Source organism: Pseudomonas sp. MYb13 (assembly GCF_002980075.1).
In the GTDB taxonomy this organism is placed as follows: Bacteria; Pseudomonadota; Gammaproteobacteria; order Pseudomonadales; family Pseudomonadaceae; genus Aquipseudomonas; species Aquipseudomonas lurida.
Map to the genome: position 1 here is coordinate 82,538 of NZ_PCQI01000002.1, position 13,344 is coordinate 95,881.

10 protein-coding genes are annotated in these 13,344 nt (G+C 60.3%); all 10 read right to left on the minus strand.

From position 1 onward, the window contains the following. Positions 1–29: 29 nt before the first annotated feature. Positions 30–737 carry a 2-C-methyl-D-erythritol 4-phosphate cytidylyltransferase gene (gene ispD / locus CQ002_RS03890; RefSeq protein WP_034109077.1) on the minus strand — a complete coding sequence of 236 codons (708 nt, stop codon included), beginning with the start codon at positions 735–737 and terminating at the stop codon, positions 30–32. Continuing rightward, positions 734–1,012, minus strand: coding sequence for a cell division protein FtsB (ftsB, locus tag CQ002_RS03895; RefSeq protein WP_003172294.1), 279 nt, complete (start codon positions 1,010–1,012; stop codon positions 734–736). The genes ispD and ftsB overlap by 4 nt, the downstream gene beginning before the upstream one ends. Positions 1,013–1,183: 171 nt before the next feature. After that, complete coding sequence (gene eno, locus CQ002_RS03900) at positions 1,184–2,473, minus strand: phosphopyruvate hydratase (protein ID WP_003189193.1); 1,290 nt, start codon at positions 2,471–2,473, stop codon at positions 1,184–1,186. Positions 2,474–2,630: 157 nt separating this feature from the next. Further along, positions 2,631–3,476, minus strand: coding sequence for a 3-deoxy-8-phosphooctulonate synthase (gene kdsA / locus CQ002_RS03905; RefSeq protein ID WP_010212442.1), 846 nt, complete (start codon positions 3,474–3,476; stop codon positions 2,631–2,633). A 5-nt stretch (positions 3,477–3,481) separates the two neighbouring features. After that, positions 3,482–5,113, minus strand: a complete 1,632-nt coding sequence (locus CQ002_RS03910) for a CTP synthase (RefSeq protein WP_010212443.1) — start codon at positions 5,111–5,113, stop codon at positions 3,482–3,484. 273 nt (positions 5,114–5,386) lie between these two features. Further along, complete coding sequence (tilS, locus tag CQ002_RS03915) at positions 5,387–6,706, minus strand: tRNA lysidine(34) synthetase TilS (RefSeq protein WP_105161748.1); 1,320 nt, start codon at positions 6,704–6,706, stop codon at positions 5,387–5,389. Between the two features lie 193 nt (positions 6,707–6,899). Beyond that, entirely contained in the window at positions 6,900–7,847 is a 948-nt protein-coding gene (locus CQ002_RS03920; protein WP_016976871.1) for an acetyl-CoA carboxylase carboxyltransferase subunit alpha, read from the minus strand. Positions 7,848–7,975: 128 nt separating this feature from the next. After that, the gene (gene dnaE, locus CQ002_RS03925; RefSeq protein ID WP_034109083.1) at positions 7,976–11,497 is read right to left on the minus strand and encodes a DNA polymerase III subunit alpha; all 3,522 of its coding nucleotides are present in this window, start codon (positions 11,495–11,497) and stop codon (positions 7,976–7,978) included. Between the two features lie 76 nt (positions 11,498–11,573). Next, positions 11,574–12,206, minus strand: a complete 633-nt coding sequence (gene rnhB, locus CQ002_RS03930; RefSeq protein WP_034109085.1) for a ribonuclease HII — start codon at positions 12,204–12,206, stop codon at positions 11,574–11,576. Next, a complete protein-coding gene (gene lpxB, locus CQ002_RS03935) occupies positions 12,203–13,342 on the minus strand; it encodes a lipid-A-disaccharide synthase (RefSeq protein ID WP_105161747.1) in 1,140 nt (379 codons plus the stop codon). The genes rnhB and lpxB overlap by 4 nt, the downstream gene beginning before the upstream one ends. Positions 13,343–13,344: the final 2 nt, after the last annotated feature.

The window sequence follows — 13,344 nt, forward strand, 5'->3', positions numbered from 1 at the left end:
TCTAGGAATGCGGTCGATATGGAAGCTGGCTACCCGCGGTTCGCCCACCGCAACCGCAACCACTCCAGATCTTCCGGCCGGGTCACCTTGATATTGTCCGAGCGCCCTTCGATCAAGCGCGGCGCCTGGCCGGACCATTCCATGGCCGATGCTTCATCGGTTATCACGGCATCGGCCACCAGGCTGTCGGCCAACGCACGGTGTAACGCACCCAGGCGGAACATTTGAGGCGTGTAGGCCTGCCAGATCAGGCTGCGGTCGACGGTTTCCACAACACGACCGTGCTTGTCGACGCGCTTGAGAGTGTCGCGGGCCGGAACGGCCAGCAAGCCGCCCACCGGGTCATCCGCCAGTTCAAACAGGAGCTTGTCGAGATCATCACGGCTCAGGTTGGGGCGCGCGGCATCGTGCACCAATACCCAGTCGTCATCACTGGCGCCCAGGGCATTGAGTTGCAGCAAGGCATTGAGCACCGAGCCCGAGCGCTCAGAGCCGCCGTCCGCACGCTGGATACGCGGGTCCGCAGCACACGCCAAGGTAGGCCAATATGGATCATCAGAAGCAAGACTGACCACCAACCCCTTGAGGTTCGGATGGTCGAGAAAACAGCCAAGGCTGTGTTCGAGAATTGTGCGCCCGCCCAGTTGCAAGTATTGCTTGGGACGGTCCGCAGCCATACGGGCGCCGACGCCCGCGGCAGGAATCACGGCCCAGAAGGCCGGTAAATGGTGACTCATTGGGCCAACTGGTAGAGGGTTTCACCCTCCTTGACCATGCCCAGTTCATGACGGGCTCGTTCTTCAACGGTCTCCGTACCTTTTTTCAGCTCAAGCACCTCGGCATCGAGGACGCGGTTGCGCTCCAGCAGGCGTTCGTTTTCGGCGTGCTGGTCGGCAATTTGCTGGGTCAGGTCTTTTACCTGCGCAAAGCTGCCATTACCCACCCACAGGCGGTACTGCAGGCCAGCCAGCAACAAGAGCAAGACGAGGAACAACCAATTGGGACTGCGCATCGAATATCGGGTATCCAGTGAAAAAAGACCGCCATGCAAAACTTTTGCAGCAACTGATAGCACGAAGCCTGGAAAAACCAGGCTTGTGCTTGATAGCCATCAGATTAGCGTCGAATTACACACTGCCGTGAGCTTTCCGACGCAATCCGCCGACTTTTTAGCATTTACTGATCAGCCGCGAAACTCGCCACGACCGTTGTACTTGGCCTTGCCGGCCAGTTGCTCTTCGATACGCAGCAACTGGTTGTACTTGGAAACGCGGTCGGAACGGCACAGGGAACCGGTCTTGATCTGGCCCGCCGAGGTGCCCACGGCTAGGTCGGCAATGGTCGAATCTTCGGTTTCGCCGGAGCGGTGGGAGATCACGGCGGTGTAGCCCGCCGCCTTGGCCATCTGGATGGCTTCCAGTGTTTCGGTCAGGGTGCCGATCTGGTTGAACTTGATCAGGATCGAGTTGGCGATCTTTTTATCGATGCCTTCTTTCAGGATCTTGGTGTTGGTCACGAACAGGTCGTCGCCCACCAGTTGGATCTTCTCGCCGATCTTGTCGGTCAGGATTTTCCAGCCGTCCCAGTCGGACTCGTCCAGGCCGTCTTCGATCGAGATGATCGGGTAGCGCTGGGTCAGGCCCTTCAGGTATTCAGCGAAACCTTCGGAGTTGAATACCTGGCCTTCGCCGGACAGGTTGTATTTACCGTCCTCGTAGAACTCGCTGGCCGCGCAGTCCAGGGCCAGGGTCACGTCGGTGCCCAGCTTGTAGCCAGCGTTGGCCACGGCTTCGGAGATCACTTTCAGTGCGTCTTCGTTGGACGCCAGGTTCGGCGCGAAACCACCTTCATCACCCACGGCAGTGCTCAGGCCACGGGCCTTCAGCACAGCCTTGAGGTGATGGAAAATCTCGGTGCCCATGCGCAGGCCTTCGGAGAAGGACTTGGCGCCAACCGGCTGCACCATGAATTCCTGGATGTCGACGTTGTTGTCGGCGTGCTCGCCACCGTTGATGATGTTCATCATCGGCACCGGCATCGAGTAGACACCCGGGGTACCGTTCAGGTTGGCAATGTGAGCGTACAGGGGCAGGTCCTGGTCCTGTGCAGCGGCCTTGGCAGCAGCCAGGGACACGGCGAGGATGGCATTGGCGCCCAGGCTGCCTTTGTTTTCAGTGCCGTCGAGCTTGATCATCGCGTGGTCCAGGGCTTTCTGGTCCAGCGGGTCCTTGCCCAGCAACAGGTCACGAATCGGGCCGTTGATATTGGCTACAGCCTTGAGTACACCCTTGCCCAGGTAACGGCTCTTGTCGCCATCACGCAGTTCCAGCGCTTCGCGCGAACCGGTGGAAGCACCGGACGGCGCGCAGGCGCTGCCGATGATGCCGTTATCGAGAAGCACGTCGGCTTCGACGGTGGGGTTGCCACGGGAGTCGAGAACTTCACGACCTTTGATGTCGACGATTTTTGCCATTGTTGTAAACACTCCAAAGTTGACGAAAACGACGCAGCTGAAGGAAATCTTTTGACCGACCGCAAGGGTGGAACAACGGGGCAGGCTTGCAGGCGACAAGGCTCAGGCCCGGGGGCCTGAGCTTTTAGCGTGGGATACTTTACCGGAGAAATGGCGCTTACGCGGTCTCTACCGTCGGAAAACTCTTGACCAGTTCGTCCAACTGCTTGAGCTGGGCCAGGAATGGCTCCAGTTTGTCCAGGCGCAGGGCGCAAGGACCGTCGCATTTAGCGTTGTCCGGGTCCGGGTGGGCTTCCAGGAACAGGCCCGCCAGGGACTGGCTGATGCCTGCCTTGGCCAGGTCCAGCACCTGGGCACGGCGCCCGCCAGCGGAATCGGCACGACCACCGGGCATTTGCAGCGCGTGGGTCACGTCGAAGAACACCGGGTATTCGAACTGTTTCATGATGCCGAAACCGAGCATGTCCACCACGAGGTTGTTGTAGCCGAAGCTCGAACCGCGCTCGCAAAGGATCAACTGGTCGTTACCGGCTTCCACGCACTTGTTCAGGATGTGCTTCATCTCCTGGGGCGCGAGGAACTGGGCTTTCTTGATATTGATCACAGCGCCGGTCTTGGCCATCGCGACGACCAGGTCGGTCTGGCGCGACAGGAAGGCCGGCAACTGGATGATGTCGCACACCTCGGCGACCACGGCAGCCTGTTCAGGCTCGTGGACGTCGGTGATGATCGGCACGCCGAAGGCTTGCTTGATGTCCTGGAAGATCCGCATGCCTTCTTCAAGGCCCGGGCCGCGGTAGGAGGTCACGGACGAACGGTTGGCCTTGTCGAAGCTGGCCTTGAACACGTACGGGATACCGAGTTTCTCGGTGACCTTTACGTACTCTTCACAGACCTGCATCGCCATGTCGCGGCTTTCCAGTACGTTCATGCCGCCGAACAGCACCATGGGCTTGTCGTTGGCAATCTCGATGTCGCCTACGCGAATGATCTTCTGGGCCATCAGGGTTACGCCTTCTTCTGATGTTGCGTCAGTGCTGCTTTGACAAAACCGCTGAACAACGGGTGACCGTCGCGCGGCGTCGAGGTGAATTCAGGGTGGAACTGGCAAGCCACGAACCACGGATGATCCGGCGCCTCGACCACTTCAACCAGCGCGCCATCACCGGAGCGACCGGAGATTTTCAGGCCAGCCTCTTTGATCTGCGGCAGCAGGTTGTTGTTCACTTCGTAGCGGTGACGGTGACGCTCGACGATCACGTCCTTGCCGTAGCAATCGTGAACCAGCGAGCCCGGCTCCAGCAGGCAGTCCTGCGCGCCGAGGCGCATGGTGCCGCCCAGGTCGGAGGCTTCGGTACGGGTCTCGACGGCACCGGTGGCATCTTCCCACTCGGTGATCAGGCCCACGACCGGGTGACCGCTTTTGCTGTCGAACTCGGTGGAGTTGGCGTCTTTCCAACCCAGCACGTTACGAGCGAACTCGATAACGGCCACCTGCATGCCCAGGCAGATACCCAGGTAAGGAACCTTGTTCTCACGGGCATACTGCACGGCCGTGATCTTGCCTTCCACGCCACGCAGGCCGAAACCGCCTGGCACGAGGATCGCGTCGACACCTTCGAGCAGCGCAGTGCCCTGGTTCTCGATGTCTTCGGAGTCGATGTAGCGCAGGTTGACCTTGGTACGGTTGCTGATACCGGCGTGGCTCATCGCTTCGATCAGCGATTTGTACGCGTCCAGCAGCTCCATGTACTTGCCGACCATGGCGATGGTGACTTCGTGCTCAGGGTTGAGCTTGGCGTCGACCACAGCCTCCCACTCGGACAGGTCCGCGCCGTTGCATTGCAGGCCGAAACGCTCGACCACAAAATCGTCCAGGCCTTGCGAGTGCAGGATGCCCGGGATCTTGTAGATGGTGTCGGCATCTTCCAGCGCGATCACCGCACGTTCTTCAACGTTGGTGAATTGCGCGATCTTGCGACGCGAGGAAATGTCGATCGGGTGATCGGAGCGGCACACCAGTACATCCGGCTGCAGGCCGATGGAACGCAGTTCCTTGACCGAGTGCTGGGTTGGCTTGGTTTTGGTCTCGCCGGCCGTGGCGATGTACGGCACCAGGGTCAGGTGCATCAGCATCGCGCGCTTGGCACCGACTTCGAAACGCAGTTGGCGGATGGCTTCGAGGAACGGTTGGGACTCGATGTCACCCACGGTGCCACCAATCTCGACCATCGCCACGTCGGCATCGCCGGCACCCTTGATGATGCGGCGCTTGATTTCGTCAGTGATGTGCGGGATCACCTGGATGGTTGCACCCAGGTAGTCACCACGACGCTCTTTGCGCAACACGTGCTCGTAGACACGGCCGGTGGTGAAGTTGTTGTTCTGGGTCATGGTCGTGCGGATGAACCGCTCGTAGTGGCCCAGGTCCAGGTCAGTCTCGGCGCCGTCGTGGGTGACGAACACTTCACCGTGCTGGAACGGGCTCATGGTGCCCGGGTCGACGTTGATGTACGGGTCCAGCTTGAGCATGGTGACCTTAAGTCCCCGCGCCTCCAGGATGGCCGCCAATGAAGCGGAGGCAATGCCTTTCCCCAATGAAGAAACAACACCGCCCGTGACGAATATGTAGCGCGTCATGAAAAACCCTAGAAGTCTGCGTTAAAGCGGTCCGAGCCGCCGGGGAAAGCGAAGGAAGGCCGAAGCCCCCGATCACCTGCATTAATCACAGTGCACCTTTCAAAAAAACCGCCGCGTGGTGACAGACCAGCAATGAAACACCGGTACGTTGATCGCTACACATTTTTTGGAATCGCCCAGCAAAGACTGCTTGGTAATCGGCAACTGCTGCGATTCAGTCGAATCCACAGAAGTTGTATCAAGAAGGGAGCGTAGTCTACCGGAAAGGCTCTATCAGCTCAAACCTTGATCGCAGGTCTGTGGCATCCAATGTAATTGCCAGTCATCACTGGGTGCTGGCCAGAGTCCCGCAAGGCTGGGCACCCCCAGCAATTGCTCGCCCTGATACAGCAGCGGCAATCTGCCACGGACAAAGCCCGGCAGGCCACTTTCGTTAAGCAGGCGCTTCAAGTCACGCCGACCGCGACCTGGCACTTCGAGGATTTCACCGCCCTGGCGGTAACGGACCTCGAGCGGACCTTCAGGCGCCTCGCCAGTCAGTGTCAACTGACCGTTGCCGGGTAACTCTAGTGGGTTTTGCGGATCGGGCCAGCTCACCGTGGCGTCGGAAAATTCCGACCTCGTGGAGGGCAGCCACCAGATGCGTTGCCCGCAACGATGTAACTCGCCATCGGCAAGCCGCCATAGCGGCTGTGCATCGCCCTTGGCATCGCGCAAGGAATGCCAACCGGCCCAGTGGTCGCTGTCAGGCAAACGGGTCAGTGGAGCCAGCCAATGGCGTAGGGCATTGCGCTGGCGGGCGTCGGAAAGCTCGCACAGCGGCGCAAGCGCCAAGGACGGCAGCCCCAACCAGGGAAACGCCGAAGCTTTACTTGCAGCCTGCAGGTCCAACAGTGCCAACTCATCCAGCAACCCCTGGGCCTCGCCCAGATGCTCGGCGGTACGGGCCAAGCCGGTGACGGCCTGGGGCCAGCGCTCGGTCAGCGCAGGCAACACGCGGTGACGCAAATAATTACGGGAAAACCGCGGATCTGCATTGGAAGGATCTTCAATCCACTTGAGCTGATGTTCGTGGGCGTAGACCTCCAACGCTTCGCGGGAAACATCCAGCAACGGGCGTACCAGATAGCCACCGGCCAAAGGGCGCTGTGCCGGCATCGCCGCCAGCCCGCGCACCCCGGCACCCCGCAGCAGGCGGAATAACAGGGTTTCAGCCTGATCATCGCGATGCTGGCCCGTGAGCACCACCTCCCCTGCCCCGGTCACCTCGGCAAAGGCCCGGTAACGCGCCTCACGGGCGGCACGCTCCAGGCTGGCACCCGGTTGTACCCGCACGCGCTTCACACTCAGCGGCACGCCCAGGTTGTCGCAGATGGACTGGCAATGAGCAGGCCACGCGTCGGCCGCCGCTTGCAGGCCATGGTGGACATGGACGGCGCTAAGGGGGGGCAGGGTTTCGATGTTGGCCAGGGAGGCCAGGAGATGCAGCAGGACGGTGGAATCGAGACCACCCGAGAATGCGATGTGCCAGGCCGGGGCGTTGCGCCAGGGAGCCAGCTTTTTCAGGAGGTTGGCCGGCAGGATTGGTTTCATCACATGTCACCGCCGCAAATCTGAAATACGTTCGTCAAGCATACACAAAGCAAATGTGGGAGCGGGCTTGTGCAGGAGCCGGGCTTGCCCGCGATGGCATCGACTCGGTGCATCTATTGCACCGAGTCGATGCTATCGCAGGCAAGCCAGCTCCCACTCAAACCGGCTCCCACACTAAGGGATTGCGTCGCGCTTAGAGACCGTAGCTCATCAGGCGCTCGTAGCGACGGGCCAGCAGTGCTTCGTTATCCAGCTTCTTGAGCATTGCCAGTTGCGAGCCCAGCTCAGCACGAATGGTCGCAGCAGCGGCAGCCGGGTCACGATGGGCACCGCCCAATGGCTCGGCGATCACTTTATCGACGATACCCAGACCTTTGAGGCGATCGGCGGTGATGCCCATGGCTTCGGCAGCGTCCGGCGCCTTTTCGGCGGTTTTCCACAGGATCGAGGCGCAACCTTCTGGCGAGATCACCGCGTAGGTCGAGTATTGCAGCATGTTCAGCTGGTCGCAGACGCCGATGGCCAGTGCGCCGCCGGAACCACCTTCACCAATCACAGTGGCGATGATCGGGGTTTTCAGGCGGGCCATGACACGCAGGTTCCAGGCAATGGCTTCGCTTTGGTTGCGCTCTTCAGCGTCGATACCCGGATAAGCGCCCGGGGTGTCGATGAAGGTCAGGATCGGCATCTTGAAGCGCTCGGCCATTTCCATCAGGCGGCAAGCCTTGCGGTAGCCTTCAGGGCGCGGCATGCCGAAGTTGCGACGGACTTTCTCGCGTACTTCACGGCCCTTCTGGTGACCGATCACCATCACCGGCTGGTCGTCCAGGCGAGCGATACCGCCCACGATGGCCGCGTCGTCGGAGAAGTGGCGATCGCCGTGCAACTCGTCGAACTCGGTGAAGATGTGCTGAATGTAGTCCAGGGTGTACGGACGGCGCGGATGGCGAGCCAGTCGCGCGATCTGCCAGCTGGTCAGCTTGCCGAAGATGTCTTCGGTGAGCGTACTGCTCTTGTCTTGCAGGCGAGCGATCTCATCGCCGATATTCAGCGAATTGTCATTGCCGACCAGGCGCAGTTCTTCAATCTTGGCTTGCAGGTCAGCGATCGGCTGTTCGAAATCAAGAAAATTCGGGTTCATAAGCGTCCGTCTTGGGTCGACGGCCAGGGAGGCCTGGCCAGCCGGTTGTCTATTCGCGCCCTACCTTAAGGGAGAGGCGCGTTTAGGTCGAGATTAAATGTTGAGTCGAGGTCAGACGTATCTGACCGTCAACGGTATTGGAGGAAGACGTTGTCTCGCCCGAACTGGTCACGCAAAGCTTGAATCAAGCCATCAGCGGGATCAATTCGCCAGGTCTCGCCAAACTGCAACATGGCCTTGGCGTCATTGCCGGTGTACTCCATGGTCACCGGGCACGCGCCACGGTGGCGTTTAAGCAAGTCGCCCAGCCAGCGTAGCTGGTCGCCCTTGAGCGCTTCGGTTTTTACCTTCAAACGCAGGCTTTCGGCCAAATTGGTGCGCGCATCTTCCATGCTCATCACCCGCTTGATCCGCAGGCGCAGGCCACCGGAGAAGTCGTCATTACTGACCTCACCTTCCACCACCACCATTGCGTCAGTCTGCAGCAGCGACTGTGCGGAGTGGAATGCATCGGCAAACAGCGACGCTTCGATGCGGCCCGAACGGTCGTCGAGGGTGATGAAACCCATCTTGTCGCCCTTTTTATTCTTCATCACGCGCAGGGCGATGATCATGCCAGCGACGGTCTGTGTATCCCGTGAAGGCTTTAGATCGATGATGCGCTGACGGGCGAAACGGCGGATTTCGCCCTCGTATTCGTCAATCGGGTGCCCTGTGAGGTACAGGCCCAGGGTGTCCTTCTCGCCCTTGAGACGCTCCTTGAGCGTCAGTTCCTTGGCCTTGCGATGGTTAGCGTAGACATCCGCATCTTCCTCGACGAACAACCCGCCAAACAGGTCGGCATGGCCGCTGTCATGGGTACGGGCGGTCTGTTCGGCGGCCTTGATCGCTTCTTCCATAGCCGTGAGCAATACCGCGCGGTTGCGGTCGATATTGGCCTGGTAGGCCTTGGGCTCATCATGGAAATACGGGCCGAGACGGTCGAGCGCACCGCTGCGGATCAAGCCGTCGAGGGTACGCTTGTTGATGCGCTTGAGGTCAACCCGTGCGCAGAAGTCGAACAGATCCTTGAACGGACCGTCCTGGCGCGCTTCGGTGATGGCTTCCACCGGACCTTCGCCCACGCCCTTGATCGCGCCAAGGCCATAGATGATGCGGCCTTCGTCGTTCACCGTGAACTTGAACTCCGAAGCGTTCACATCCGGCGCATCGAGGCGCAGCTTCATGGTGCGCACTTCCTCGATCAAGGTCACGACCTTGTCGGTGTTGTGCATATCCGCCGAGAGGACCGCGGCCATGAAAGGCGCCGGGTAGTGGGCTTTCAGCCAGGCGGTCTGGTACGACACCAGGCCGTAGGCGGCGGAGTGGGATTTGTTAAAGCCGTAGCCCGCGAATTTCTCTACCAGGTCGAAGATGTTACCCGCGAGGTCGGCGTCAATATTGTTGGTCGCGCAACCTTCAATGAAACCGCCGCGCTGCTTGGCCATTTCCTCGGGTTTTTTCTTACCCATGGCTCGACGCAGCATGTCCGCACCGCCAAGGGTGTAGCCGGCCATCACCTGGGCAATCTGCATCACCTGTTCCTGATACAGGATGATGCCGTAGGTGGGCGCCAATACGGGCTTGAGGCCTTCGTACTGATAATCGGAGTGCGGGTAGGCCAGTTCGGCACGGCCGTGCTTACGGTTGATGAAGTCGTCCACCATGCCCGATTGCAGCGGGCCCGGACGGAACAAGGCCACCAGTGCGATCAAGTCTTCCAGGCAGTCGGGCTTGAGCTTTTTGATCAGCTCTTTCATGCCGCGCGATTCAAGCTGGAACACCGCTGTGGTTTCGGCTTTTTGCAGCAGGGTGTAAGTCGGCTTGTCGTCCAGCGGGATAAACGCGATATCCAGCGGTTCCTCGCCCACCTTGGCGCGGTCGCGGTTGATGGTCTTGAGTGCCCAGTCGATGATCGTCAGGGTTCGCAGGCCGAGGAAGTCGAACTTCACCAGACCGGCCGCCTCCACGTCGTCCTTGTCGAACTGGGTAACGAGGCCGTCGCCCTCTTCGTCGCAATAGATCGGCGAAAAGTCGGTGAGCTTGGTGGGGGCGATAACCACACCACCGGCGTGTTTACCGACGTTACGTACCACGCCTTCGAGTTTGCGCGCCATGTCCCAGATTTCGGCGGCTTCTTCATCGACCTTGATGAAGTCGCGCAGGATTTCTTCCTGTTCGTAGGCTTTTTCCAGGGTCATGCCGACTTCGAACGGGATCATCTTGGACAAACGATCCGCCAGGCCGTAGGACTTGCCCTGCACTCGCGCCACGTCGCGGATTACCGCTTTTGCCGCCATCGAACCGAAGGTGATGATCTGGCTTACCGCGTTGCGGCCGTATTTCTCGGCCACGTATTCGATCACGCGGTCACGGCCGTCCATGCAGAAGTCGACGTCGAAGTCGGGCATGGAGACCCGCTCCGGGTTCAGGAACCGTTCGAACAGCAGGTCATATTCCAGCGGGTCGAGGTCGGTAATCTTCTGCACGTACGCGACCAGCGAGCCAGCACCTGACCCCCGGCCCGGACCTACCGGTACGCCGTTGTTCTTGGCCCACTGGATAAAGTCCATCACGATCAGGAAGTAACCGGGGAAACCCATCTGGATGATGATATCCAGCTCGAAATTCAGCCGGTCGACATAGACCTGGCGCTTGGCGTCGTAATCCTCGGTGGTGTCCTTGGGCAACAGGACAGACAACCGCTCCTCCAGGCCGTCGAACGAGACTTTGCGGAAGTACTCGTCGATGGTCATGCCATCCGGAATCGGGAAGTTGGGCAGGAAGTGCTTGCCCAGCTTGACTTCGATATTGCAACGCTTGGCGATCTCGACGGAGTTTTCCAGGGCCTCGGGCAGGTCGCTGAACAGCTCCGCCATCTCTTCGGCGCTCTTGAGGTACTGCTCTTCGCTGTAGTTCTTCGAACGGCGCGGGTCATCCAGGGCCCGGCCTTCGCCGATGCACACGCGGGTTTCGTGGGCCTCGAAGTCTTCCTTCTTGATGAAGCGCACATCGTTGGTCGCCACCAGCGGCGCGCCCAGCTTATCGGCCAGGGCTACGGCGGCGTGCAGATGTTCTTCGTCATTGGGCCGGTTGGTACGCTGGACTTCCAGGTAGAAACGGTCGGGGAAGACCTGCATCCACTCCTTGGCCAGAACTTCGGCTTCCTGAGGGTTGCCACCCAGCAGCGCGATACCGATCTCGCCTTCTTTGGCGGCCGACAGCATGATCAGGCCTTCGCTGGCCTCGGCGACCCATTCGCGCTCGATGATGATCGAGCCATTGCGCTGGCCATCGATAAAGCCACGGGAAATCAGTTCGGTGAGGTTGCGATAACCCACGCCGTTCATCGCCAACAGGCTGATGCGGCTCAGGGGGTTATCCGGGTCCTTGTTGGACAGCCAGAGATCGGCGCCGCAGATCGGCTTGATACCAGCACCCATGGCGTTCTTGTAGAACTTGACCAGGGAACACATGTTGTTCTGATCGGTAACCGCCACCGCAGGCATGTTCATGCCCACCAGGGTTTTGACCAGCGGTTTGATCCGTACCAGGCCGTCGACCAGGGAGTATTCAGTGTGCAGGCGTAGGTGAACGAATGAAGCCGGCATAGTGATCCTGTCTAGAAACGTGGAGACAACAAGGCCCGGATTGTACCGGGCCTTGAGCAAAACATCAGCCTCGCGACTACACCTCGCTGAGGCTCTCGCGCAGCTCATAAGCCTGGCGCACCGGGGCGAACGAGCGGCGATGGATCGGCGTCGGGCCAAGACGAGCCAAGGCTTCCAGATGAACGGGCGTCGGGTAGCCTTTATGCCCGCCGATGCCATAGCCGGGGTAGATCAATTCGAATGCGGCCATTTCCCGATCACGGCTGACTTTGGCCAAGATCGAGGCGGCTGCAATGGCAGGCACCTTGCTATCACCCTTGACCACGGCCTCGGAAGGCATGGCCAGCTTGGGGCAGCGGTTACCGTCGATCATCGCCATTTTCGGGGTAATGTGCAGGCCTTCTACCGCACGCTGCATGGCCAGCATGGTGGCGTGCAGAATGTTCAGCTCGTCGATTTCTTCGACTTCGGCGCGGGCGATATGCCAGCTCAGGGCTTTCTCGCAGATCTCGTCATAGAGCTTTTCGCGGCGCGCTTCGGTGAGTTTTTTCGAGTCGTTGAGGCCGAGGATCGGACGGTTCGGATCGAGGATCACCGCCGCCGTGACCACGGCGCCGCACAAAGGTCCGCGCCCCACTTCGTCCACACCGGCCACCAGTTCGTGGGCTTCGGCAACCAGGCTGAAATCCAGGCCCATCTGCGTCGTCATAAGGCTTCCTGTTTCTTGCCGATCAAGTTCAACACGGCGTCGGCCGCCTGGTTTGACGCATCACGACGCAAGGTGCGGTGGATGTCGTCGAAACCACGGGTCTGTTCTTCGCCGCCGTCGATCAAGGGTAGTAGAGTTTGCGCGAGGGCCTCCGGCGTTGCATCGTCCTGCAACAACTCCGGCACCAACAGGCGTTGGGCCAGCAGGTTGGGCAGGGAGATGTAAGGGCTTTTGACCATGCGCTTGAGGATCCAGAAGGTCAGCGGCGCCAGGCGGTAGGCGACCACCATTGGACGCTTGTACAGCAAGGCCTCAAGGGTGGCCGTACCGGAGGCGATCAACACCGCATCACAGGCCGCCAGGGCCAGGTGCGACTGACCATCGAGCAAGGTCAACGGCAGGTTGCGTCCTTCCAGCAGTGTTTCGATCTGCGCACGACGTTGCGGGCTGGCGCAAGGCAGCACGAAACGTACGCCCGGCTTCAAGGCCTGCAGTCGCTCGGCGGCGTCGAAAAACACCGAGGCCAGGCGACCGACTTCGCCACCACGGCTGCCTGGCATCAACGCTACCAGCGGGCCGTCGGGCAAGCCCAGCTCAGCACGCGCTGCCGCGCGGTCCGCCTGCAAGGGAATGGCGTCGGCCAGGGTATGCCCGACAAACCGCACCGGTACGCCCTTTTCTTCGTAGAACCTGGCCTCGAACGGCAGCAGGGTCAGCATCAGGTCGCAACCTTCGCGGATCTTGAGCACGCGCTTCTGCCGCCACGCCCAGACAGACGGGCTGACGTAGTGCACGGTCTTGATGCCGGCCTGACGCAATTTGAGTTCGATATTGAGGGTGAAGTCCGGCGCGTCGATGCCGATGAACACATCGGGCCTTTCTTCGATAAGGGTCTGGATCAGCAGCTTGCGGCGGGCCAACAGCTCGCGCAGGCGACCCAGCACCTCGACCAGCCCCATGACCGACAGACGCTCCATGGGGAAATAGGACGTGAGCCCTTCGGCCTGCATCAGCGGGCCGCCGACACCGATGAACTCCACCGCCGGATGCTGGGCCTTGAGAGCCCGCATAAGACCTGCGCCCAGAATGTCGCCGGAAGCTTCACCGGCCACCAGCGCGATACGCAGATTAGCCATGA